This window comes from Bacillus sp. SA1-12, from assembly GCF_000981385.1.
Taxonomy (GTDB): domain Bacteria; phylum Bacillota; class Bacilli; order Bacillales; family Bacillaceae; genus Metabacillus.
Genome location: NZ_LATZ01000009.1, coordinates 18,535 through 43,659 on the forward strand (window position 1 = coordinate 18,535; position 25,125 = coordinate 43,659).

Here is a 25,125-nt window from a genome sequence, read left to right on the forward strand (position 1 = left end):
TTGCCAAGGAGGTTATTCATGCCACAAGGGAAAATTGTGAAGGCTCTTAGTGGTTTTTACTATGTCCAGGACAACGATCGATTAATCCAATGCAGAGGAAGAGGTGTATTTCGCAAAAATAAAATCACTCCCTTAGTAGGAGATGAGGTTAAATATCAGGCCGAAAATGATCAAGAGGGATATATTCTCGAGGTTTTTGATCGTAAAAATGAACTTGTAAGACCGCCGATTTGTAATGTAGATCAGGCCATTCTCGTTTTCTCAGCAGTTGAACCGGATTTTAGTCCATCACTGCTTGATCGTTTTCTGGTTTTGATTGAAGCAAATGAAATTGAACCAATAATTGTTATCAGTAAAACAGATTTAATTCAAACGAAAGATGTAGAAGAGAAAGTACTGAACTATGCTAACGATTATCGTAAAGCAGGATATAAAGTTTTACTCACATCAACGAGTGAATCAAATGCCAATCAAGAGCTCCAGCCAATTTTAAATGAAAAAATATCTGTTTTTGCAGGACAATCAGGTGTAGGTAAGTCTTCTTTATTAAATGTATTAAGACCTGATCTGGATCTAAAGACAAATGATATTTCAACACATTTAGGACGGGGACGTCATACAACAAGACATGTTGAGCTTATCGCAGTAGGCTCGGGTTTTGTTGCTGATACACCTGGCTTTAGTTCCTTAGATTTTACAGGTATTGAAGTGGAGGATCTGACCTACTGTTTTCCTGAAATGAAGGAAAGAAGCAGTGACTGTAAGTTTCGTGGCTGTACACATGTTAAAGAACCTAAGTGTGCAGTTAAAAATGCTGTTGAAAATGGGGAAATACCTAAATATCGTTATGAGCATTATTTAACTTTTATTGAAGAAATTAAAGATAGAAAGCCGAGGTACTAATTATGATAAAAATTGCACCATCTATCCTATCGGCAAATTTCGCTAAATTGGGAGAAGAGATTACAGATGTAGAAAAAGGAGGGGCTGATTACATTCATGTCGATGTAATGGATGGACATTTTGTCCCTAACATTACCATCGGACCTTTAATTGTCGAAGCCATTCGCCCAGTTACAAAACTGCCGTTAGATGTTCATCTTATGATTGAGAAACCTGACCTATATATTCAAGACTTTGTTCGTGCAGGCGCTGATATCATAACTGTACATGTTGAAGCATGCAAACATCTTCACCGGACTATTCAATTAATAAAATCACTGGGGATAAAAGCTGGGGTTGTCTTAAACCCCCACACACCGATTGAGTCAATCCAGCATGTGCTGGAGGATATTGATATGGTTTTACTTATGACGGTAAATCCAGGTTTTGGAGGACAAGCTTTTATTCCGCAAGTATTGCCTAAAATCAAACAGCTTTCTGCTATCATAAAGGAAAGGCAACTTTCCATCGAGATCGAGGTTGATGGCGGTATTAATGAAGAAACAGCTAAACTCTGTGTAGAAGCAGGTGCTACCGTACTTGTTGCAGGATCAGCCATTTACAACAAAGCTGACCGCCATCAAGCGATTCATAGTCTAAAACAAGCTATCCATTCTTAAAGTGAGTCTTCCATTAGTGGAGAGACTTTCCCCCACTAAAGGCTGGCGAAACTTATCGCGCTTAAACTGCCATGGTCTTATGTTTCGCCTGGCTTTGACAACAATCATTATCGGTTCTTTATGGGCTCTTCATCATCATTCTAATATCTGATTAGAAAGTGTTACTGCCCAGTTAGGATGGGATAATCGAATAATCATCTATGGATAAAAGTCTAAAAACCTACTCATTCTAATAAAGTCTAGATTTACTTTATTGAATGGAGGGGTTTATCATATACGTTTTCATTGATGATATTGCGATTATTGAACGTGCGTTACATGCAGCCATTCTAAATAGTACTGATTATGAAGAAATCGATCAATTTGAATCAGTCCTAAAAAAACTTAAAAAAAATCCAACTGCAGCACAACAGGATGGCTTCCGCTATGATTATAATGATAATTCATATTATTAATTCTTAAAGACTATGTTCCGTAATACAGGGAAGGTGATAGGTGATATGCCGGTTCCATCACTTCACACTTATCTTTTACAAAACAAAATGGGGCTGTCTCAAAGTGTATCCTTTTGAGACAGCCTCACTTTTTTATATACATATAAACAGGCACAACCAACATGGGGATGACCAACTGCTTCTTCACGTCCTGTAGCAATGTCAGCGCGTGCACATCTGTACTTCGAGACAGTCCAATTGTTTTGTCGCATTTTATCATATTTATATAAAACGTTTTTATTAAAGGAGCAAATATGAAAACCATAGCACTTGTTGCCGGGGGACCAAAAGAATACCTCCCGAAATTAACCGACTATCATCACCAAAATGTTACTTGGGTAGGGGTCGATAAAGGAGTTTTATACTTAAAGAATTCAGGTTTACCAATAGCGTATGCTTTTGGAGATTTTGATTCGATATCTGATCGCGAAAAAAAGGAATTAACAAGCAGCTTACCAAATATATCTTTGTATTCTGCTGAAAAGGATAAAACGGATACAGAGCTTGCCTTAGATTGGGCGTTGCAGCAACAACATGAGAAAATTCTTCTATTTGGGGTAACTGGCGGAAGGATTGATCATCTGCTTGGAAATATCCATCTCCTTATAAAAGCAATAAGCTGTAAGACCAATATTGAAATAATCGATCGTCAAAATCATATCACCCTCTTCGCTTCTGGAACATATACAATAAAGAAGCACAAGGATTTGAAGTATGTCTCCTTTATTCCGATCAGTCATGAAATAAAAGGTATGACACTGGAAGGGTTTAAATATCCATTGAAAAATTGTCATATTGCCTTAGGGTCAACATTATGTATTAGTAATGAACTCATAGATGAACTAGGTACTTTTTCATTTCATGACGGCATATTATTAATGATAAGAAGTCGAGATTAAGCCTTGTGGACTTTAGGTGAGGAAAGGTTTCAGCGTCATTTTTTTTCCACAGACTGAATATAATGCTACAGAACTGATTTTATTTATTGTACCTTGGCGCATTAGCACCTTTAAACAAGTATGTTTAATGATTTGGTTGAGGAGGGAAACAATGAAATTTTATACGATTAAGCTGCCGAAGTTTTTAGGAGGAATTGTTCGGGCGATGCTCGGTTCGTTTAAAAAAGATTAAGAAAAAAGCACCGTCATTTCGGTGCTTTTTTCTTAGCTTATTCGTTTTATATTTAATGAATATGAAACATAGCTGCTTTGAAAGCAGACTAAGATAAGCTATCATTTCATGTTTTGTGACTTTTTGAGAGAGCTTAATAGTAATTAAACTCGCTCAACTTTACCTGATCTTAAAGCGCGAGCAGATACATATACTTTTTTAGGTTTACCGTTAACTAAGATGCGAACTTTTTGAAGGTTTGCGCCCCAAGTACGTTTGTTAGCGTTCATTGCGTGTGAACGTGAATTACCTGAGCGAGTTTTTCTACCAGTAACAACGCATTTACGTGCCATGTTATTCCCTCCTTACTACAAAAAAACCTAACGAATTTTACATGAATCATGTACATAGTCATGAGATACTTTAATAATTTATCATAACTGTTTCAAGAATGCAATACTTCTGAAGAAAGCTTTCAAGAATTTTTCCTTGACATCGTAATTCTAAAATAGGTTGTATATAATAATAAGTGACTAGAACTGCCAGTTGTCAAAATCGCTGCTTCTTTTCATTTGATCATGCTTATAGTAAAATAAATAAGAATAGCCAGTGCGAACAATTCCAAGGGGGGAACTGATCATGTCCATTGAATTAAAAACGAAGTACGGACAAATTGATATATCAAACGAAGTCATTGCAATAGTTGCAGGTGGTGCAGCAATTGACTGCTATGGTATTGTTGGAATGGCATCAAAGAATCAAATAAAAGATGGTCTTACAGAAATTCTTAGAAGAGAAAACTTTAGCAGAGGCGTAATTGTGCGTCAAGATGACGACTCCATTCATATTGATATGTATATTATCGTCAGCTATGGTACAAAAATTTCTGAAGTCGCTCATAACGTTCAGACGAAAGTTAAGTATACGTTAGATCAGACGGTCGGACTTGCTGTAGATTCGGTTAATATTTTTGTTCAAGGTGTTCGTGTAGCGAACCCGTAGTTAGGAGGAAATGACCTGTGTCAATAACAACTTTAGATGGTAAGCGTTTTGCTGAGATGATCTTGCAAGGTGCAAACCGCCTGTCAATGAATGCAAAATTAGTCGATGCATTAAACGTTTTCCCAGTTCCTGATGGTGACACTGGAACAAATATGAATTTATCAATGACATCAGGGGCAAAAGAAGTCGAAAATAATCAATCAGATCATATCGGGAAAGTTGGCCATGCGCTTTCTAAAGGGTTGCTGATGGGAGCACGAGGAAATTCGGGCGTCATCCTATCTCAATTATTTAGAGGTTTCTCAAAATCAATCGAATTGAAAACAGACATTAATAGCATTGAATTTGCAAAGGCGCTTCAGGCAGGTGTAGATACAGCTTATAAAGCCGTTATGAAACCAGTGGAGGGCACAATTTTAACCGTTGCAAAGGATGCTGCGAAAGCAGCGGTGCTTGCTGCAGAAACAGAGTCTTCCATCGACAAGTTAATGGAAGTAACGTTAAAAGAGGCGGATGCTTCATTAAAGCGTACTCCTGACTTGCTCCCTGTACTCAAGGAAGTTGGTGTTGTTGATAGTGGAGGTCAAGGTTTAGTCTTTGTTTATGAGGGTTTTTTAGCTGCTTTAAAAGGAGATAAGCTTTCCGCCACAACAGTATCAACACCATCAATGGATGAACTAGTAAACGCGGAACATCATAAAAGTGTACAAAGTCACATGAATACAGAAGACATAGAATTTGGCTATTGCACAGAATTTATGGTCCGTTTTGAAGATGGTAAAACACCATTCAACGAAGAAAAATTTAGATCTGATTTAAGTAAATTTGGCGATTCTTTACTTGTTATCTCCGATGATGAGCTTGCAAAAGTACATATACATGCAGAATATCCAGGTGAAGTTCTTTCATATGGTCAAAAATATGGAAATTTAATCAATATGAAGATCGAAAATATGCGGCAACAGCATATTAATATTGTTGGAGAAAAACCAAAAGCTGCTCAAACAACAGAAACGAAGCAGGAAAAAATGAAATATGGCGTCGTAACTGTTTCAATGGGCAAGGGGATTGCTGATTTATTTAGAAGTATCGGTGCAAATGAAGTAATTGAAGGTGGTCAAACGATGAATCCGAGTACCGAGGATATCGTACAAGCCATTAAAGACGTACATGCGGAAAATATTATCATCCTTCCAAACAATTCAAATATCGTAATGGCTGCACAACAAGCAGCAACTGTTGTTGAGGAAAATGTGATAGTGATTCCTTCTAAATCAGTGCCACAGGGTATGGCCGCGCTGCTTGCCTTTAACCCAACGGCAGAACCAAATGATGTTTCAGCGGTCATGAATGATGCATTATACAGTGTAAAAAGCGGTCAAATTACCTATGCAGTACGTGATACAAATATTGAAGGCCTTGATATTGCAAAAGGTGATTTTATGGGAATATTGGATGGAAAGATTGTCATTACGGATAAAACCCAGCTATCAGCTTCGAAAAAGCTTTTAACAGAGATTGTCACAGATGAGGATGAGATTTTAACCATCATTCAAGGTGAGGATGCGAGTGAAGATGAACTCGAAGAGCTCGTTCAGTTTGTTGAAGAACAATTTGAAGATATCGAGGTTGAAACACATAAAGGTGATCAGCCTTTATACTCTTATATCTTTTCAGTAGAATAATGAGGATCAAAAACCCGGCGAGTTGCCGGGTTTTTGATATTTCAAAACAGAAAGGTCCATCATTTTTTTATTTTAAGAAATTCCAGGAAAACGAATCTAGTACTGCATATACGAAAATCTGTTAAACTTATAGCAAAGTGTATGGACAAACATAAATAGAAATCGTACAAGGAGGTAAGCTGTCTTCCACAGAAAAAATCCATAAGCTGCATGTACTGGGAGGCAAATATGATCGTGAAAAAAAGACTAAAAGACCCTGTATCAGCTATAAGAGGGGTTGGAGATGAAACGAGGGACCTCTTAAATGATATGGGAATTAATACAATTCATGACCTGCTAGAGTATTTTCCATATAGATATGATGATAATAGTTTGAAAGATCTTGCAGATGTCAAGCATGATGAGCGGGTAACTGTTGAAGGAAAAGTACATAGTGAGCCTTCTCTTACGTATTTTGGAAAAAAAAGGTCCCGTCTGACGTTTCGTTTATTAGTGGGCCGTTACTTAGTTTCAGCCGTTTGTTTTAATCGCCCGTATTATAAAAATAAATTAACGATTGATTCCACTGTTACCGTTACAGGTAAATGGGATAAACATAGACAAACGATATCTGTTCAGGAATTGGGATTTGGACCAAAGCAAGCAGTGACAGGGATAGAACCAGTGTATTCAATTAAAGGAAAACTGACAGTTAAAGGAATGAGAAAATTTGTCTCCCTTGCTTTAAAGGAATATTTTAATGATGTAGAAGAAATGATACCTGGTGAGCTATTGCAAAAATATAAGCTGCTAACGCGAAAGGAAGCTCTAACGGCCATTCATTTACCCGATGGTCCTGAGATATTAAAGCAAGCAAGAAGACGTTTTGTATATGAAGAATTTCTCCTTTTTCAATTGAAAATGCAAGCATTGCGTAAAGCCCAAAGAGAGCAAGTAAGCGGGATATCCCATTCTTTTTCAAAAGATAAGCTTGAACGGTTCATTCACGCTTTACCATTTCCGCTTACAAATGCACAAACACGAGTGATCAATGAAATTATTACAGATATGCAGTCTCCTTATAGAATGAATCGTTTGCTCCAAGGAGATGTTGGGTCTGGCAAGACGGTTGTTGCAGCAATAGCCATCTATGCGGCAGTCCTATCAGGCTATCAAGGTGCGCTAATGGTTCCAACCGAAATTTTAGCAGAGCAGCATGCAGAATCATTGCTAACCATTTTTGAACCATTTAATGTAAATGTCGCATTGTTAACAAGCTCAGTAAAGGGCAAGAAACGCCGTGAACTGCTGGAAAAAGTAAAAAATAATGAAATTCAATTATTAGTAGGAACCCATGCCCTGATCCAGGACGATATTGAATTTCATAGACTTGGCTTAGTCATTACTGATGAGCAGCATAGATTTGGTGTTGAACAAAGGAGAATGCTGAGAGAGAAGGGGGAGAATACAGATGTGTTATTTATGACCGCAACTCCGATTCCCCGCACATTAGCCATAACTGCATTCGGTGAAATGGATGTTTCCGTTATAGATGAACTGCCAGCGGGTAGAAAAGCAATCGAAACCTATTGGGTAAAGCCATCTATGCTTGAAAGGATTTTAGCTTTTATTGAAAAAGAGGTTGCTAAGGGGCGGCAAGCCTATGTCATTTGCCCGCTAATTGAAGAATCTGATAAGCTGGATGTACAAAATGCCCTTGATGTTCATAGTATGCTCACCCATTATTATAAAGGAAGATTTAAAGTAGGGCTGATGCATGGAAGACTTACCTCAGATGAAAAAGATGCGGTTATGCGAAGTTTTAGCCGAAATGAAGTGAATATTTTAGTCTCTACTACGGTGGTTGAGGTAGGGGTAAATGTCCCGAATGCCACGACAATGGTAATCTATGATGCAGAGCGCTTTGGCTTGTCCCAGCTTCATCAGCTGCGCGGCAGGGTAGGAAGAGGAAGCGAACAGTCCTATTGTATTTTATTGGCTGATCCTAAATCGGAAACTGGAAAAGAAAGAATGACCATTATGACAGAAACAAATGATGGGTTTGTCTTATCTGAAAGGGATTTAGAGTTAAGGGGTCCAGGCGATTTCTTTGGAAAGAAGCAAAGCGGCATGCCGATTTTTAAAGTTGCTGATATGGTTCATGATTACCGGGCACTTGAGGTTGCAAGGCAGGATGCTGTTGAACTAATTCAATCAAATGCCTTTTGGAACGAGGATAAATTTGAAGGGTTAAGAATGTATTTACATGAAACAGGTATTTTAGATGGAGAAAAATTAGATTAATAGAAAATTGAAGAATTGATTATTTATTATCAAATGATTTCTAGCCATTTCTTAATAAGACGTCCATTGAGGGGAGATAAAGCACCCATATAATGGGCGTCTTATGCATTTTATCCTAGCATTTACTCCTGCATTTCTTTCTTGCAATCTGTTTTCTTTCTCTATATACTACTATTAGTACCTAGTCTTAATAGTTCGGATGGTGTCTTAGAAATTATGAGAAAGAATAAAAAAGAGAGACAGCGGTTATTACAAGAAACAATAAGTGAAACACCATTTATAACAGATGAGGAATTAGCAGATAAATTTCAAGTAAGCATTCAAACAATTCGATTAGATCGGTTGGAATTATCCATTCCGGAATTAAGGGAACGAATTAAACATGTTGCGGAAAAAAGGCTCGACGATGAAGTGAAATCGTTGCAAATTGAGGAAATTATTGGGGAAATAATCGATCTTCAGCTAGATGAATCGGCAATCTCAATTTTAGAGATTAAAAAAGAGCATGTTTTTAGCAGAAATCAAATTGCTCGTGGACATCATTTATTTGCTCAAGCGAATTCATTGGCAGTTGCTGTTATCAACGATGAACTAGCTTTAACAGCAAAAGCGAATATCCGATTTACAAGACAAGTAAAAGAAAATGAGCGTGTGATTGCAAAAGCAAAGGTTGTAAATGGCGATTCTGAAAAAGGGCGTACAATTGTAGAAGTTAACAGTTATGTAGGTAATGAATTAGTATTTTCCGGTGAATTTGACATGTATCGCTCAAATCTGGCACAAAGGTAGGTAACATAAAATGAAGCTAGCGATTGATGCAATGGGTGGAGATCATGCTCCTAAATCAGTAGTTGAGGGGGTTATAAAGGCTATTTCCGCTTTTCCTGATTTAGAGGTAACACTTATTGGCCAAGAGGATAAAATTAAACAGTACTTAACAGAGCAAACGAGAATTAATGTGATACATACAGATGAAGTCATTGAAGCGACAGACGAACCGGTACGAGCAGTAAGAAGAAAAAAGAACGCGTCAATGGTGCTCATGGCTAACGAAGTAAAGGAAGGTCGTGCAGACGGGTGTATATCTGCTGGTAACACTGGTGCATTAATGACTGCGGGATTATTTATAGTCGGACGAATCGAGGGGATTGAACGTCCGGCCTTGTCACCGACATTACCAACCTTGGATGGAAAGGGTTTTTTATTTTTAGATGTCGGTGCGAATGTAGATGCAAAACCAGAGCATTTATTTCAATATGCACTGATGGGTTCGATCTATGTTGAAAAGGTGCGGGGAATTCATAATCCGCGTATAGGGTTATTAAATGTTGGAACTGAAGATAAAAAAGGGAATGAATTGACAAAACAGACATTTGAGCTTTTAAAAAGCTCGCAGTTAAATTTTATTGGGAATGTGGAATCAAGAGATTTAATGGAATCAGTTGCAGATGTTGTTGTAACAGATGGTTTTACAGGTAATATCGCCTTAAAGTCAATTGAAGGAACGGCTTTATCCGTCTTTTCGATGATGAAATCGGCGTTAACAAGCAATCTTAAGTCGAAAATTGCCGCAGGAATGTTAAAACCTGAATTTAAAGGGATAAAACAAAAAATGGATTATTCGGAATATGGCGGTGCCGCATTATTTGGCTTAAAGGCTCCTGTAATAAAAGCACACGGCTCCTCCGATGCGAATGCAATTTATAATGCAATCCGTCAAACTCGTGAAATGGTATCGTACAATGTTACGGAAACTATTCATGCTTCGCTTAGGAGCACAAAGTAAAAGTTAAAAGTGATAAGGAATAAAAGAAATGGGAGGGAAGCTTTATGACAAAAATAGCATTTATTTTTCCTGGACAAGGGTCGCAATCAGTAGGAATGGGGAAAGAGCTATTTGATCATGTTGAAGAATCAAAAGATATTTTTGAACAAGCTGATAATCGATTAGGGGAAAAGCTTTCAGAGCTTATTTTTGAAGGCCCTCAGGATACATTAACATTAACATATAATGCGCAGCCCGCTTTGCTCACCACGAGCATTGCGATTTTAGAACATTTTAAACAGTATGGGATTAAGGCTGACTTTGTTGCAGGACATAGTCTTGGCGAGTATACAGCACTTGTTGCAGCTGGTGTTTTAAGCTTTGAGGATGCAGTATATGCTGTGAAAAAACGCGGAGAGTTTATGGATGAAGCTGTTCCAGCCGGTCAAGGTGCAATGGCAGCAATATTAGGCTTAGCTTCTGAAGACCTTGAGGCTGTTACTTCTGAGGTAACGAATACAGGTCATTCTGTTCAATTGGCGAATTTGAATTGTCCTGGGCAAATTGTTATATCAGGAACAGCTGAAGGTGTGGAACAGGCGTCGGCAATTGCAAAAGAAAAGGGAGCAAAACGTGCCATCCCTCTTGTTGTAAGCGGGCCGTTTCATTCAGAATTAATGAAACCTGCAGCTGATCAGTTGCAAAACGTATTAAGTGAATTAAACTTTCAGGACGCAGTCATTCCAGTTATTGCGAATGTAACAGCCGATCAAGTAACGAAACAAGAAGAAATTAAGGAATTACTTGTAAAGCAGTTATACTCTCCAGTAAGATGGGAAGAATCTGTAAAAACAATGATTGAAAATGGCGTAACCACGTTTATTGAAATTGGCCCTGGTAAAGTATTGTCAGGTCTTGTGAAGAAAATTGATCGTTCTGCTGCCGTTTATGCGATTTCAGATCTAGAAACAATGAAATCAACTGTTGAAAAGCTAAAGGGGGAGTAAATATGCTAGAGAACAAAGTAGCGTTAGTTACAGGGGCATCACGTGGAATTGGCAGAGCAATTGCTCTTGATTTAGTAAAAAATGGCGCAAGTGTTGCTGTCAATTATGCAGGAAATGAAGCGAAAGCTAATGAGGTTGTTGATGAAATTAAAGCAGGTGGCGGAAACGCATTTGCTATAAAAGCTGATGTGGGTAATAGTGAAGAAGTCACTCAAATGGTAAAAGAAGTAATTAACCAATTCGGACAATTAGATATCCTTGTTAATAATGCTGGTATCACTCGTGATAATTTATTAATGAGAATGAAGGACAATGAATGGGATGATGTTATAAATACAAATCTAAAGGGTGTCTTCCTATGTACGAAAGCTGTTACTCGCCAAATGATGAAGCAGCGGAATGGACGTATCATTAATATCACTTCTGTAGTTGGTGTCAGCGGCAATCCAGGACAAGCAAATTATGTAGCAGCAAAGGCCGGTGTTATCGGTTTAACGAAAACGACTGCAAAGGAGCTAGCTTCAAGAAATATTACAGTAAATGCTGTTGCACCTGGCTTCATTACAACAGATATGACAGATGAGCTATCTGAAGAGATGAAGGCGGAAATGCTTAAGCAAATTCCTTTAGCAAAACTAGGAGAGCCAAGTGATATTGCTAATATTGTTACTTTCCTTGCTTCAGATAAGAGTAAATATATAACTGGTCAAACAATGCATGTAAATGGCGGAATGGTCATGTAAAAAAGCTTGTTTCTCACTCATTATATTGCTATTCTATTAAAGCACTAACCCTTGACATTATTTATAAAACCTCTTAGAAAAGATTTAAAAAATGCTAATAGGAAACCTAGTTTTTCAAGGGAAAATAACTTATAATACTTGAGGGGAGGTGAAGGAAAATGGCAGAAGTATTAGATCGTGTAACAAAGATTATCGTAGACCGTTTAGGTGTTGATGAGGCTGAAGTAAAATTAGAGTCTTCATTCAAAGATGATCTTGGTGCAGATTCCCTAGATGTAGTTGAGCTTGTTATGGAACTTGAAGATGAGTTCGATATGGAAATTTCTGATGAAGATGCAGAAAAAATTAGTACAGTGGGTGACGCTGTTAACTACATAAATAGCCAACAATAATGTTGTGTTAAAGTCCCGTATTTTTGCGGGGCTTTACCCCTTTTATTATGTTTTTTTAATGGAAAAATGGAAATTGATGAACTATTAGTTTGCTTTAGCGCCTTTTTGCCGGGCAGCACGAAATAGGCAATTGGATTTATTGTTATTTTTTACTGCCTTTTGGTTTATAAGCCTCTCCATAATTAAAGGTATTAAGCCCTTTTATTATGGAGCGTCTTATATTAATGAGGCTAAAAAAGAGCGCTTCCGCTTTTATTGGAGGATCATATGCCTAGACATATAAATTATAAAGAGAAAAGAACCTTTGCAAGAAAGGCAGAGGAATTCAAAAAATTTCAGGAGCGTATTGGTCATACATTCAAGAATGAAAAGCTTTTATATCAAGCTTTCACTCATTCATCATATGTGAATGAGCATCGTAAGAAGCCTTATGAAGATAATGAAAGGCTTGAGTTCTTGGGAGATGCAGTACTGGAGCTTACAGTCTCACAATTTCTTTATAAGAAGTATCCGATGATGAGTGAAGGAGAACTGACAAAGCTGCGTGCTGCAATTGTTTGTGAACCTTCCCTAGTTTCGTTTGCTAATAATCTTTCATTCGGCACACTAGTCTTGCTTGGAAAAGGGGAAGAAATGACTGGGGGACGTGCACGTCCTGCATTATTAGCAGATGTATTTGAAGCATTTATCGGTGCTTTATACTTAGATCAGGGCTTAGATGCTGTCGTACAATTTTTAGAAAAGTTCGTGATTCCTAAGATTGATGAAGGTGCTTTTTCGCATGTGATGGATTTTAAAAGTCAATTGCAAGAATTTGTTCAAAGGGATACAAAAGGCATACTAGAATACAAAATCCTTCAAGAAAAAGGGCCAGCCCATAATCGGGAATTTGTATCAACAGTCTCTTTGAATGGTGAAATTTTTGGAACCGGCAGCGGAAGGTCGAAGAAAGAAGCAGAGCAGCATGCCGCACAAGAAGCATTATCAAAGCTACAACAGCTAAATAACTAGCATAACTAGGGGCAGATTTAGAAAAGCATGTACTTCCTATTCTATCATTTCCATTACGAAAAATGATTTATAGTGATGAACATGACATAGCTAAAGTTGTCCCTTTTTTATGACTTATATTAAATAGAATGTGATAAAATATGAGAGGCTTTATCATAATTTAAACATGTCTTCGCTATATAAAACTTAAAAATACAACATTAGCGTGATTGAAAGATTGGGTTTTTTTCAAATATTATTGTTAAAAGGATAAGAAAGTGAATGCTGAGATCAGTTGTTCATTTTAAAGTTCGAAGTGAGAACCTTCTTTGTTTTTTGAATTATGGCCATTTAATGAACCTGAGCGTATGCTCTATGTTGAATGGAAAGGATACGCGAGTCTTCCGTGGGAGCAACGGGACAGGGAGATCTTTTGGCAGGCGTTCAACCTGAGGAGTCTTCAGGACCACACTCGGAAAGCGAGTGCCTGTAACGGAAATCAACAGGCAAGAATAACAAAGAAGTTTTATTAAAAACAACAATCAATTAGAAAAAAGCCATAGATGAAAGAAATCACATATCAAATTGAAAAGAGTAAGGAGGAAATCACAATGTTCCTCAAACGGTTGGATATTGTAGGATTCAAGTCCTTTGCTGAACGGGTAACGGTTGATTTTGTAAAAGGTGTAACTGCTGTAGTTGGACCAAATGGCAGCGGGAAAAGTAATATTACCGATGGAATTAGATGGGTGTTAGGAGAACAGTCAGCTAAATCACTTCGGGGAGCAAAAATGGAGGATATTATTTTTGCAGGAAGTGATTCTAGAAAAGGGTTAAATGTTGCTGAAGTAACATTAACCTTGGATAATGAAGATCATTTTCTTCCAATTGATTATCATGAAGTTAGTGTGACAAGACGTGTCTTTCGTTCTGGAGAAAGCGAATTTTATATTAATAAGCAAAGCTGCCGCCTGAAAGATATTGTGGACTTGTTTATGGATTCTGGTCTTGGAAAAGAAGCATTTTCCATTATAAGCCAAGGGAAGGTTGAAGAAATCCTTAGCAGTAAAGCTGAAGAACGAAGAAGTATTTTTGAAGAAGCTGCTGGAGTGCTAAAATATAAGTCGCGAAAAAAGAAGGCTGAGTATAAGTTAGCAGAAACACAGGAAAACCTTAATCGCGTCCAGGACATTTTATACGAGCTCGAAAGTCAGGTTGAACCTTTAAAAATTCAAGCATCCATTGCAAAGGATTATCTGCAAAAAAAAGAAGAACTTGAACAAATTGAAGTAGCGCTGACAGTATATGAAATCGAAGAGCTTCATCAAAAATATGAGGCACTGGCAAAATCAGTTGATGAAGGAAAAGACCATGAATTAAAACTATGTGCCACAATGCAAAAGAAGGAAGCAGAAGTGGAGAAAATGCGGGATCATCTTACTGCTTTAGATGAGTCCATTAACGACTTGCAGCAGGTACTACTATTAGCGAGTGAAGAATTAGAAAAACTCGAGGGAAGAAAAGAAGTTCTTAAAGAACGGAAGAAAAATGCCCATCAAAATAAGGCGCAGTTAGAAAAGTTGATAGAAGAGCTAAATGATCGAGTTTCACAGTTAAAAAGAGAAAAAAAAGAGCAGGAAGAGTTCTTATTAACTTATAAAAATGAGCTGCAAACAATTCAAGATCAATTAACTGAGAAGCAGCAGATTATGACAACTTATGATCAAAATATCGAGGAATTAATTGAGGGATTAAAAAGTGAATATTTTGAACTGCTTAATGAACAAGCAGCGGCCCGAAATGAAATTCATTATATTGATGAACAGCTAAACCAGCAAGAACGGAAAAGCACTAGACTGCAAGATTCAAATAAAAGGTATATTACCGAGAGACATGAAATAGTTGAAAGAAAGACAAAAATTGAAGCAAAATATTCGCTTATTGAGAGTCAGTTATCTGATCAAATAAAGAACTTCCGCGATGCACAAGCCAAACTAGAAAACTTAAAAAATGCATATCAAAAGAAAGAATCTGCTTTATATCAAGCTTATCAAATTCTTCAGCAAACACGTTCCAGAAAAGAGGTACTAGAATCCATGCAGGAGGACTATGCGGGATTCTTTCAGGGTGTTAAGGAGATTTTAAAAGCAAAGGAACAGCTTGGAGGCATTCACGGGGCGGTTGCTGAGTTACTGTCAACAGATAAAAACTATGAAACGGCGATTGAAATTGCGTTAAGCAGTTCGATGCAGCATGTTGTTGTTGAGAATGAAGCAGCAGCAAGGAAAGCAATACAATACTTAAAGGAGCATTCTTTTGGACGGGCAACATTTTTACCGTTATCTGTTATAAAGCCTCGTTCAATCGTCCCTCATGATCTTAGAATGATTGAAACCCATCAAGCATTTGTTGGCATTGCAACTGATCTAGTAAACTATCAACCGCAATTTAAAGCAATTATTGGAAATCTGCTTGGAACCGTGGTTGTTACTACTGATCTCAAGGGTGCAAATGAAATCGCAAAGTTAATGAATTATCGCTATCGACTTGTTACTCTTCAAGGTGATGTTGTGAATCCAGGCGGATCAATGACGGGCGGAGCAGTTAAACAAAAAAATAACTCTCTTTTAAGCCGAGGGAGAGAATTAGAAACAATTCAAGAGAAACTAGCGGAAATGGAAGAAAAAACAGCTCTGCTTGAACAAGATGTGAAGGCGACAAAGCAAACGATCCAAAATAATGAAGATCTTCTTGAAGAACTTCGCGCAAAAGGTGAAAAACTACGCTTAGAAGAGCAAATGATTAGAAGCGAAATAAGAGAAATTGAAATCAATGAAAAGAATGTTAATGACCATTTAAAATTATATGATGCTGAGCGAGAATCGTTTGAGACCGAAAAGGAACGATTTTCAGCAAGAAAAAAAGAGCTTAGTCTAAGTTTGGAAAAAATGGGAGCAACACTGGAAAAGCTGGAGAAGGAAATTGAGGAGCTATCAGAGAAAAAAGTATCACAACAAACTTCAAAGGATGAGCTCCAAAGTGAATTGACCGAATTAATGGTTGTCTTTGCAAGTAAGAAGCAAGTGTATGAAAACCAAAAAGAAAAGGTTGTTCGTATAAACCAGGATCTTGAAGAATCACTGCAGAAATATAATGAATCAAAAGAGGACTATTCCTTCCTTTCAAATGAAATGAATTCAAGCTCATCTGGTGAAGAAAAGTTAGAAGAGGCTGCTAAGAAAAAGCTGCAAGATAAAAATAAAACAATCGAGTTAATTTCTTCGCGGCGTGACGAACGAGTCCAGCTACAAGCAAAACTTGAGGATGAGGAGCGCGAGTTAAAAGAGTTAAAGCGTCAGGATAAACAGCTTCAGGACAGCTTAAAGGATGAAGAGGTTAAGCTTAATCGCTTAGATGTTGAATTAGACAATCGCCTTAACCATCTACGTGCGGAATATTTATTAACCTTTGAAGCGGCCAAGGAGAGATATACGCTTGAGGTGGAAATCGATGAAGCTAGAAAGCGGGTAAAGTTAATCAAGCTTGCAATCGATGAGCTAGGAACGGTAAACTTAGGAGCGATTGAAGAATATGAACGGGTAAATGAACGCTTTACCTTCTTGTCTGAGCAACGAAATGATTTGACAGAGGCTAAAGATACACTCTACCAGGTCATTGATGAAATGGATGAAGAAATGAAAAGAAGATTTGAGCAGACTTTCAATGCTATTCGTTCCCATTTTGAATCAGTCTTTCAGGCGCTTTTTGGCGGCGGCCGGGCTGAATTAAAACTGACAGACCCAAATGATTTATTAAACACTGGTGTTGAGATTGTGGCACAGCCGCCAGGTAAAAAGCTTCAAAATCTTGGCCTCCTTTCAGGGGGAGAACGCGCACTCACAGCCATTGCGCTTTTATTTTCGATTTTAAAGGTGAGACCAGTTCCATTTTGCGTGCTTGATGAAGTTGAAGCAGCACTAGATGAAGCAAATGTTCATCGCTTTGCCCAGTATTTGAAAAAGTTTAGCAAAGAAACACAATTTATCGTGATCACACACCGTAAAGGAACGATGGAGGAAGCGGATGTCCTGTATGGAGTTACGATGCAGGAATCAGGTGTCTCTAAGCTTGTATCTGTAAGACTTGAAGAAACAAAAGAATTAGTACAATCCTAGCCGAAAGGACGAACAAGTATGAGTTTTTTTAAAAAACTTAAAGAAAAGATTACAAAGCAAACAGATTCTGTAACAGAAAAGTTTAAAGAAGGCCTCACGAAGACAAGAGATTCATTTGCTGGAAAAATGAATGATCTTGTTGCGAGATACCGTAAAGTCGATGAAGAGTTTTTTGAGGAGCTTGAAGAGCTTTTAATTAGCGCAGATGTTGGTGTAACGACGGTTATGGATCTCATTGATGAACTGAAGATGGAAGTAAAACGTCGCAATATCCAGGATACGAAAGAAGTTCAAGCAGTAATTTCAGAAAAGCTCGTTGAAATTTATCAGGGGGATCAAGTTGAGGAAGACAACAAGTTAAATCTTGAGCCAGATCGATTAAATGTCGTACTTTTTGTTGGAGTCAATGGGGTAGGAAAGACGACAACAATTGGAAAATTGGCACACAAGCTTAAAAGTGAAGGAAACTCAGTTTTGTTAGCTGCTGGAGATACATTTAGAGCAGGGGCAATTGAGCAGCTGGAAGTATGGGGAGAACGGGTTGGCGTTGATGTGATCAAGCAATCTGAAGGCTCCGATCCAGCGGCTGTTATGTACGACGCAGTACAGGCTGCAAAGGCACGAAAAGTAGATGTTCTTTTATGTGATACAGCAGGAAGACTTCAAAACAAGGTGAATCTCATGAAGGAATTGGAAAAAGTTAAGCGTGTCATTGAAAAAGAAATACCTGGTGCACCACATGAGGTATTACTTGTACTGGATGCTACAACTGGTCAAAATGCCATGACACAAGCAAAACAATTTTCTCAAGCAACAGATGTATCGGGAATTGTGTTAACCAAATTAGACGGTACTGCAAAAGGCGGTATTGTCTTAGCGATTAAAGGCGAGCTGGACATTCCTGTAAAACTAGTTGGCCTTGGAGAAAAAATGGACGATCTTCAGGAATTTAATACAGAACAATATGTATATGGTCTTTTCTCTGGCATTATAGAAGCACAAGAGAAAGAGGATTAATAAAAAAGAGCTAACTTTTCAAGTGATTTTAAAAGTTAGCTCTTTTCCGTTTACTATCTAAAATAGAACCGTCCGTGTTGTTAATTCCTCTGAGTAATCGATAAAATCAAATGGCAAACAAAATAATCCCTGCTCCGATCCACCTATATAAAAGTAAAGGCATAGCCTCCTAAAATTAATAATGAACCTAATAAAGCGGCTGTAAGTATGTTCAGGGACAAAAGCCTGTACTGTACCTATAGTTCCACATAATATTGCTGTAACTAGAACGATTAGGATAAATCAAGCAATTTTTCATTCTCTTGTCCTCAAATTTTTCAAAGCTCCATCTATTTTATATTTCTGAAATACTACGCTCCAGCAACGATTATAACTTGACAAGCAAATCTGACATATGTAGACTAATAACATGTAAAGGTAATTCACTTAACAAAGGGGTGAAACGGCATGATGCTTGAAAAAACGACAAGGCTAAATTACCTGTTTGATTTCTATCAATCATTGCTAACGCCTAAACAAAAGAGCTATATGTCGTTATACTATTTAGATGATTTCTCCCTTGGTGAAATTGCGGAAGAATATAATGTTAGCAGACAAGCAGTATACGATAACATTAAACGTACTGAAGCAATGCTGGAGCAATACGAAGAGAAGCTATTATTATTTCAAAAATTTCAAAAGCGTCAAGAGCTATTGACCAAGCTTCGAGAGTTTTCGGTTTTTAAAGAGCAAAACGCCGAAATCGAGTCATTGCTAAATGAACTTGAGAAATTAGATTAGGAGGCGGCATTATGGCATTTGAAGGATTAGCCGACCGACTGCAAAATACGATGGCAAAAATTCGCGGTAAAGGGAAGGTATCTGAGGCTGATGTTAAAGAAATGATGCGGGAGGTTCGCCTTGCGCTGTTGGAAGCCGATGTTAACTTCAAAGTCGTTAAAGACTTTATTAAGCGTGTAAGTGAACGTGCTGTTGGTCAAGAAGTCATGAAAAGTTTAACCCCTGGCCAACAAGTCATAAAAGTTGTTAAAGAGGAACTAACTGAGTTAATGGGTGGAGAGCAAAGTAAAATTGTTGTTTCGAATCGCCCGCCAACAGTCATTATGATGGTTGGTCTGCAAGGTGCTGGTAAAACTACGACAACAGGAAAGCTTGCAAACCTATTACGGAAGAAATTCAATCGTAAGCCATTGCTTGTTGCAGCTGATATTTATCGTCCTGCTGCAATCAAACAATTGCAGACATTAGGCAAGCAGCTGGATATGCCTGTTTTTTCTTTAGGGGATCAAGTTAGCCCAGTTGAAATTGCAACCAAGGCACTTGAATACGCAAAAGAAGAGCATCATGATTATGTTATTATCGATACAGCAGGGCGTCTGCACATTGATGAAAATTTAATGGCAGAGCTGGAGCAGGTAAAAAGCATTGCCAAGCCTGATGAAATTTTCCTCGTAGTCGATGCGATGACAGGTCAGGATGCAGTAAATGTTGCAAAAAGCTTTAATGAACAACTTGGATTGACAGGCGTAGTACTGACCAAACTTGATGGTGATACACGCGGGGGTGCAGCCTTATCGATTCGTTCTGTTACAGATACACCGATTAAGTTTGTAGGTCTCGGCGAGAAGCTTGATGCATTAGAAGCATTCCATCCTGAACGAATGGCATCCAGAATCCTTGGCATGGGTGATGTATTAACTTTAATTGAAAAAGCTCAGACAAATGTTGATGCTGAAAAGGCGAAAGAGCTTGAGCAAAAAATGCGGACAATGTCCTTTACATTTGATGATTTTCTTGAACAGCTTGGCCAAGTGCGAAACATGGGTCCTCTTGAAGACCTTATTGGCATGCTTCCAGGTGCCAATAAAATGAAAGGGCTGAAAAATCTTCAGGTTGATGAAAAGCAAATTAGTCATGTTGAGGCAATTATCAAATCAATGACTGCGCAGGAAAAAATCAATCCTGAGATTATGAATGCATCACGTAAAAAGCGAATAGCAAAGGGCAGCGGTACATCTGTTCAGGAAGTAAACCGGCTTTTAAAGCAATTTGATGATATGAAAAAAATGATGAAGCAAATGACCAGTATGTCAAAAAACAAGAAAAAAGGCTTTAAATTCCCGTTTATGTAATAAAAGGCGGAGGCGCCGGAGCTAGACACCAAAACTAGGTACAAAAAACACTTTTTTCAAAGGAATTTTCTTCTGACAAGAAAAAAACCTTTACATCATATCACTTATTTGATAATATACTATCTTGTTGAAACATTTTCGGAGGTGCTTTATAAAATGGCAGTAAAAATTCGTTTAAAACGTATGGGAGCAAAAAAATCTCCTTTTTATCGTATTGTAGTAGCAGATTCTCGTTCACCACGTGATGGACGTTTCATCGAAGTAGTTGGAACATACAATCCAGTTGCTCAACCTGCAGAAGTTAAAATCAACGAAGAGTTAGCGTTGAAATGGATGCAAAATGGTGCGAAACCTTCTGATACAGTACGTAACTTGTTCTCTAAACAAGGCATTATGGAAAAATTCCATAACGCAAAATACAGCAAGTAATGACTGTGAATGAGATGAAAGAGTTAATCGAAGCAATTGTTAAGCCGCTTGTTGACTCACCAGAACATGTTGAAATAACAGAACTGGAAACAGAGAACCAAATTACGTATCGCCTTTCTGTTCATAAAGAAGATATTGGCAAGGTAATTGGAAAACAAGGCCGAATAGCAAAAGCAATTCGAACTGTTGTTTATGCAGCGGGATCTAATTCATCTAAAAGAATTCAACTAGAAATTAATGACTAAAAAAGGGTGAGGAAGGTTCCTCCCCTTTTTTTGTATCAATAGAATAGCATGCTTCGCCTTAATACTCGCTTTCGCTTTTCTGTTCAAGAAGAGAGTTTTACTATTGTGCCTGGTATAGTGTTTAGCTACAGTCCCTGGCCTTTAGGCTTTAGAGAGGCGCTTCCGCTTATAGGTATATAGCTCAAGTAGGGGAGGAACAATAATGAATATACTCCACCGCGTAATTGTGAAACAGATATTAACCGAAACTAGTAAAAAGTCATTGATCGAGGAGTTTACTAACAAGAAACAAATGCTGGTGCAAGAATGTGATCAATTATACTTTGAATATAAAAAGGTTGAAAAAACGAGCAAGCAGCTTGCAAGTCAATTTTTAAAAGAGATTGATAAAAGACGGGAGAAAATTAAACTTGTTGAATTTCAGCTTCAACAAGCTAATACATTGCCAATAGGCAGTGAGCTAAAGGAAAAGGAAGTTGAAGCGATTTTTGAAGTAAATATAGGTGATAATTGGAATGAATTAATGAAAGAAAAAACAATTGTCATTAAAGATGGAATTGTAGATCAAATACGCCTGAGGTGATCATGATGGCCGAAAAATGGTTTAATGTTGGAAAAATCGTTAACACGCATGGAATTAGAGGAGAAGTTCGCGTGATTTCGAAAACAGATTTTGCTGAGGAAAGATATGAACCTGGCAACAAACTATACATATTCAAGGAAGGCTCTAATGACTCAATTGAGGTTGTAATCGAAAGCCACCGCGTACATAAAAATTTCGATTTACTAACCTTTGAGGGAATGCATTCTATACAGGATGTTGAGCATTTTAAAGGATCATTACTAAAGGTCAATGAAGAGCAGTTAACAGAGCTGGATGAGGGTGAATTTTATTTTCATGAAATTATAGGGTGCAAAGTGTACTCTGATGAGGAAGAAGAAATTGGAACGATTCGTGAGATCTTAGCAACAGGGGCAAATGATGTCTGGGTGATAAAAAGAAAGACAGGTAAGGATCTGCTTATTCCCTACATCGAAGAGATTGTTAAGGACATTGATGTAGAAAACAAAAAAGTGATCATTACTCCAATGGAAGGGTTAATAGACTAATGAAAATTGATTTTATGACACTTTTTCCAGAGATGTTTCATGGTGTTTTAAATGAATCGATTTTAAAAAAGGCGCAAGAAAAAAAGGCTGTGCAGTTTCGTGTAATTAACTTTCGTGATTACTCTTCAAATAAACATCTTACCGTAGACGATTATCCTTATGGCGGCGGAGCAGGTATGGTACTGAAGCCGCAGCCTATCTTTGACGCTGTAGAAGCGATTAGACAGGAGACTGATTCTACCCCAAAAGTGATTCTTGTTTGCCCGCAAGGAGAGCGTTTTACACAGGCCAAAGCTGAACAATTAGCCACAGAACAACATCTGTTGTTTGTTTGCGGCCATTATGAAGGCTATGATGAAAGGATTAGAGAACATCTTGTTACAGATGAGATCTCGATTGGAGATTTTGTATTAACAGGAGGAGAGCTTGCCTCAATGGTTATTGCAGATAGCGTTGTTCGCCTGTTGCCTGGTGTGCTTGGTAATGAGGATTCCCCTGTTTTGGATTCATATAGTTCAGGTCTGCTGGAGCATCCTCACTATACAAGACCTGCCGATTTTCGCGGTATGAAGGTTCCAGAGGTGCTTTTATCGGGGAATCATAAGCTAATCAAGGAGTGGCGTGAGAAGGAGTCACTGCGTAGAACCTTTGAACGAAGACCAGACTTATTAAAATCATACCCTTTAACAGAAGAACAAAAATCGTTAATAAAACAATGGGAAAATGAGAACTAGCTATTGCAGCAAATGCGTCTATATGGTATGATAAATCTCGTGACTTCCTGTCAAACAAAAGTTTATAAGATAAATTTTTCGCTGCAGAAGTCTTTTAAAACGATGTTCCGCTGCAATTAGAAGATTGGTAAGAGCATCTGTTGGAAGGAGTTGAATACGATGCAAAAACTAATTGAAGAAATCACAAAAGAACAATTAAAAACTGATCTGCCTGCATTCCGTCCTGGTGATACTGTACGCGTACACGTTAAAGTTGTTGAGGGTACTCGTGAGCGTATCCAGGTGTTTGAAGGTGTTGTGATTAAGCGTCGTGGTGGTGGAATTAGTGAAACATTTACAGTACGTAAGATTTCTTACGGAGTAGGTGTTGAGCGTACTTTCCCTGTACACACACCAAAGATCGCGAAATTAGAAGTTATCCGTCGCGGTAAAGTTCGCCGTGCTAAACTTTACTACCTACGTCAATTACGTGGTAAAGCTGCACGTATCAAAGAAATCCGATAAGATTGCTTAGCGTATGCTAAGTCTCAATATATGGGGTGCAACTTGCTTGTGCTGTCCGTATAGTTGATAAGGAGCTTGTTCATGAACAAGCTCCTTTTTCATCTAAATGGCATCTGATAAAGTGAGTTGTCTCAAGATATCCCTTTATATTGTTCTTAGATGAATTGCTCGATTGTCATGCCTTTTTATGGGGTATAGTAATAAGTAGACTGTGGTCATAATGATTGCTAGAGTAGGTGAAAGTATGACAAAAAAGAAAAATGAACTGCTCGAATGGATAAAAGCGTTAGCCATTGCCGTTATCTTAGCGGCTGCCATAAGGTATTTCTTTTTTGCCCCAATCATAGTTGATGGGCACTCAATGATGCCAACCTTACATACACAAGACAGAATGATAGTGAATAAATTTTCATATAAAATGGGTGAGCCTGAACGCTTTGATATTGTTGTTTTTCATGCTACTGTCGATAAAGATTATATTAAAAGAGTAATCGGCTTACCAGGGGATCATGTTGAGTATAAAAATGATTCACTTTATATTAACGGTAAAAAGTATGAAGAACCTTATCTTGATGAATATAAAAATCAACTAGTAGATGGTCCATTAACTGAGCCTTTTGATCTTGAAAGCATTATTGGACAAGAAACCGTGCCGGAAGGTCATATTTTTGTAATGGGAGATAATAGAAGGCAAAGTAAAGACAGCCGGCATATTGGGACTATTCCAATGGAAGAAGTTATGGGAAAAGCAAGCTTGGTTTATTGGCCGATCTCAAGCTTTAGATTTGAGTAATGAAAAGAAGGTGTTTTTTATGACAATTCAATGGTTTCCAGGGCATATGGCAAAAGCAAGAAGACAGGTAACAGAAAAGCTAAAATTAATAGATATTGTCTTTGAGCTTGTAGACGCGAGAATTCCAATGTCTTCGCGGAATCCAATGATTGATGAAATTGTGTCATCAAAGCCTCGTATCGTTTTATTAAACAAAGCAGATAAAGCTGATGAAGCGATAACAAAGCAATGGCTTGAATATTTTAAAGAAAAGGGGATTCCTGCCCTTGGGATTGATGCGCAAACAGGGACAGGACTAAAACAAATAACTCAATTATCAAAGGAATTATTAAAAGAGAAGTTTGATAAGATGGCTGCAAAGGGAATCAAGCCTCGTGCAATACGTGCACTAATCATCGGAATTCCAAATGTTGGAAAATCCACCTTGATTAATCGGCTTGCAAAGAAAAATATTGCAAAAACCGGTGACAGGCCTGGTGTAACGACAGCTCAGCAATGGGTCAAGGTCGGAAAAGAGCTTGAGCTATTGGATACACCTGGTATTCTTTGGCCAAAATTTGAAGACCAGTTAGTCGGACTTAAGTTAGCTACAACTGGTGCTATTAAAGATGCCATTCTGAATTTGCAAGAGGTTACGGTATTTGCATTAAATTTTTTAAAGGACCACTACTCACATCGACTTAAGGAGCGTTTTGATCTTGAGGAGCTGCCTGATGAGATTGTTCCTCTTTTTGATGTCATCGGAAAAAAAAGGGGTTGTATCATGCCGGGTGGTTATATTGATTATGATAAAACCTCAGAACTTGTTTTAAGAGAAATCCGCACCGATAAATTAGGTAGACTCTCCTTCGAAACACCGAAACAATTTACCGAGAACATTAGTTAGTCCAACGGCTCGCAACATTGCGGGTCTTTTTGTATTTTTTCTTTTTGGCAAACCTTGAAATGAATGG

27 protein-coding genes are annotated in these 25,125 nt (G+C 37.9%); 26 read left to right on the plus strand and 1 reads right to left on the minus strand.

Going from position 1 to position 25,125, the window contains the following annotated elements; translation table 11 throughout:
• Window positions 1-18 precede the first annotated feature (18 nt).
• From rsgA to spoVM, 5 genes are all read left to right on the plus strand, one after another.
• Window positions 19-903 (plus strand): ribosome small subunit-dependent GTPase A, encoded by an 885-nt coding sequence (rsgA, locus tag WQ54_RS08055; protein WP_046514620.1) that lies wholly within the window; start codon window positions 19-21, stop codon window positions 901-903.
• Between the two features lie 2 nt (window positions 904-905).
• Complete coding sequence (gene rpe, locus WQ54_RS08060) at window positions 906-1,562, plus strand: ribulose-phosphate 3-epimerase (RefSeq protein ID WP_046514623.1); 657 nt, start codon at window positions 906-908, stop codon at window positions 1,560-1,562.
• Between the two features lie 257 nt (window positions 1,563-1,819).
• On the plus strand, window positions 1,820-2,017 hold the full coding sequence (locus WQ54_RS08065) for a hypothetical protein (RefSeq protein ID WP_156177820.1): 198 nt from the start codon (window positions 1,820-1,822) through the stop codon (window positions 2,015-2,017).
• A gap of 293 nt (window positions 2,018-2,310) precedes the next feature.
• Complete coding sequence (locus WQ54_RS08075; protein WP_046514630.1) at window positions 2,311-2,955, plus strand: thiamine diphosphokinase; 645 nt, start codon at window positions 2,311-2,313, stop codon at window positions 2,953-2,955.
• A 151-nt stretch (window positions 2,956-3,106) separates the two neighbouring features.
• Window positions 3,107-3,187 (plus strand): stage V sporulation protein SpoVM, encoded by an 81-nt coding sequence (gene spoVM, locus WQ54_RS08080; RefSeq protein ID WP_003328987.1) that lies wholly within the window; start codon window positions 3,107-3,109, stop codon window positions 3,185-3,187.
• Window positions 3,188-3,330: 143 nt separating this feature from the next.
• Here spoVM and rpmB read toward each other — a convergent pair whose 3' ends face one another.
• A complete protein-coding gene (rpmB, locus tag WQ54_RS08085) occupies window positions 3,331-3,519 on the minus strand; it encodes a 50S ribosomal protein L28 (RefSeq protein ID WP_046514638.1) in 189 nt (62 codons plus the stop codon).
• Between the two features lie 286 nt (window positions 3,520-3,805).
• Between rpmB and WQ54_RS08090 the strand changes: the two genes are divergently transcribed.
• The 21 genes from WQ54_RS08090 to ylqF all read left to right on the plus strand — a co-directional run bounded on the left by WQ54_RS08090 (window position 3,806) and on the right by ylqF (window position 25,058).
• On the plus strand, window positions 3,806-4,168 hold the full coding sequence (locus WQ54_RS08090; RefSeq protein WP_046514644.1) for an Asp23/Gls24 family envelope stress response protein: 363 nt from the start codon (window positions 3,806-3,808) through the stop codon (window positions 4,166-4,168).
• A gap of 17 nt (window positions 4,169-4,185) precedes the next feature.
• Entirely contained in the window at window positions 4,186-5,853 is a 1,668-nt protein-coding gene (locus tag WQ54_RS08095) for a DAK2 domain-containing protein (RefSeq protein WP_046514647.1), read from the plus strand.
• 234 nt (window positions 5,854-6,087) lie between these two features.
• Complete coding sequence (recG, locus tag WQ54_RS08100) at window positions 6,088-8,136, plus strand: ATP-dependent DNA helicase RecG (RefSeq protein ID WP_046515042.1); 2,049 nt, start codon at window positions 6,088-6,090, stop codon at window positions 8,134-8,136.
• Between the two features lie 216 nt (window positions 8,137-8,352).
• The gene (gene fapR / locus WQ54_RS08105) at window positions 8,353-8,925 is read left to right on the plus strand and encodes a transcription factor FapR (RefSeq protein ID WP_046514649.1); all 573 of its coding nucleotides are present in this window, start codon (window positions 8,353-8,355) and stop codon (window positions 8,923-8,925) included.
• A gap of 10 nt (window positions 8,926-8,935) precedes the next feature.
• Complete coding sequence (plsX, locus tag WQ54_RS08110; RefSeq protein ID WP_046514652.1) at window positions 8,936-9,922, plus strand: phosphate acyltransferase PlsX; 987 nt, start codon at window positions 8,936-8,938, stop codon at window positions 9,920-9,922.
• 44 nt (window positions 9,923-9,966) lie between these two features.
• Window positions 9,967-10,908: an ACP S-malonyltransferase gene (gene fabD, locus WQ54_RS08115; protein ID WP_046514654.1), complete on the plus strand. Its 942-nt coding sequence runs from the start codon at window positions 9,967-9,969 to the stop codon at window positions 10,906-10,908.
• A 2-nt stretch (window positions 10,909-10,910) separates the two neighbouring features.
• Complete coding sequence (gene fabG, locus WQ54_RS08120; RefSeq protein WP_046514657.1) at window positions 10,911-11,651, plus strand: 3-oxoacyl-[acyl-carrier-protein] reductase; 741 nt, start codon at window positions 10,911-10,913, stop codon at window positions 11,649-11,651.
• Between the two features lie 158 nt (window positions 11,652-11,809).
• Window positions 11,810-12,043, plus strand: a complete 234-nt coding sequence (gene acpP / locus WQ54_RS08125) for an acyl carrier protein (RefSeq protein WP_046514660.1) — start codon at window positions 11,810-11,812, stop codon at window positions 12,041-12,043.
• Window positions 12,044-12,310: 267 nt separating this feature from the next.
• Window positions 12,311-13,054 carry a ribonuclease III gene (gene rnc, locus WQ54_RS08130; protein ID WP_046514663.1) on the plus strand — a complete coding sequence of 248 codons (744 nt, stop codon included), beginning with the start codon at window positions 12,311-12,313 and terminating at the stop codon, window positions 13,052-13,054.
• Between the two features lie 590 nt (window positions 13,055-13,644).
• Window positions 13,645-17,208 carry a chromosome segregation protein SMC gene (gene smc / locus WQ54_RS08140; protein ID WP_046514669.1) on the plus strand — a complete coding sequence of 1,188 codons (3,564 nt, stop codon included), beginning with the start codon at window positions 13,645-13,647 and terminating at the stop codon, window positions 17,206-17,208.
• A gap of 18 nt (window positions 17,209-17,226) precedes the next feature.
• A complete protein-coding gene (gene ftsY / locus WQ54_RS08145) occupies window positions 17,227-18,225 on the plus strand; it encodes a signal recognition particle-docking protein FtsY (protein ID WP_046514671.1) in 999 nt (332 codons plus the stop codon).
• A gap of 447 nt (window positions 18,226-18,672) precedes the next feature.
• Window positions 18,673-19,005, plus strand: coding sequence for a putative DNA-binding protein (locus WQ54_RS08150; protein WP_046514673.1), 333 nt, complete (start codon window positions 18,673-18,675; stop codon window positions 19,003-19,005).
• 11 nt (window positions 19,006-19,016) lie between these two features.
• Window positions 19,017-20,357, plus strand: coding sequence for a signal recognition particle protein (gene ffh / locus WQ54_RS08155; RefSeq protein ID WP_046514675.1), 1,341 nt, complete (start codon window positions 19,017-19,019; stop codon window positions 20,355-20,357).
• A gap of 156 nt (window positions 20,358-20,513) precedes the next feature.
• Entirely contained in the window at window positions 20,514-20,786 is a 273-nt protein-coding gene (rpsP, locus tag WQ54_RS08160) for a 30S ribosomal protein S16 (protein WP_046514680.1), read from the plus strand.
• Window positions 20,787-20,800: 14 nt separating this feature from the next.
• Window positions 20,801-21,031, plus strand: a complete 231-nt coding sequence (locus WQ54_RS08165) for a KH domain-containing protein (RefSeq protein WP_046515044.1) — start codon at window positions 20,801-20,803, stop codon at window positions 21,029-21,031.
• A 202-nt stretch (window positions 21,032-21,233) separates the two neighbouring features.
• Entirely contained in the window at window positions 21,234-21,614 is a 381-nt protein-coding gene (locus tag WQ54_RS08170) for a YlqD family protein (protein ID WP_046514683.1), read from the plus strand.
• A gap of 5 nt (window positions 21,615-21,619) precedes the next feature.
• Complete coding sequence (gene rimM, locus WQ54_RS08175) at window positions 21,620-22,141, plus strand: ribosome maturation factor RimM (protein ID WP_046514686.1); 522 nt, start codon at window positions 21,620-21,622, stop codon at window positions 22,139-22,141.
• On the plus strand, window positions 22,141-22,875 hold the full coding sequence (gene trmD / locus WQ54_RS08180; protein ID WP_046514689.1) for a tRNA (guanosine(37)-N1)-methyltransferase TrmD: 735 nt from the start codon (window positions 22,141-22,143) through the stop codon (window positions 22,873-22,875). Before rimM ends, trmD begins: the two co-directional genes overlap by 1 nt.
• 159 nt (window positions 22,876-23,034) lie before the next feature.
• On the plus strand, window positions 23,035-23,379 hold the full coding sequence (rplS, locus tag WQ54_RS08185; protein ID WP_046514692.1) for a 50S ribosomal protein L19: 345 nt from the start codon (window positions 23,035-23,037) through the stop codon (window positions 23,377-23,379).
• Between the two features lie 244 nt (window positions 23,380-23,623).
• Window positions 23,624-24,172 carry a signal peptidase I gene (gene lepB / locus WQ54_RS08190; RefSeq protein ID WP_046514694.1) on the plus strand — a complete coding sequence of 183 codons (549 nt, stop codon included), beginning with the start codon at window positions 23,624-23,626 and terminating at the stop codon, window positions 24,170-24,172.
• Window positions 24,173-24,191: 19 nt separating this feature from the next.
• A complete protein-coding gene (gene ylqF / locus WQ54_RS08195) occupies window positions 24,192-25,058 on the plus strand; it encodes a ribosome biogenesis GTPase YlqF (protein ID WP_046514697.1) in 867 nt (288 codons plus the stop codon).
• Window positions 25,059-25,125: the final 67 nt, after the last annotated feature.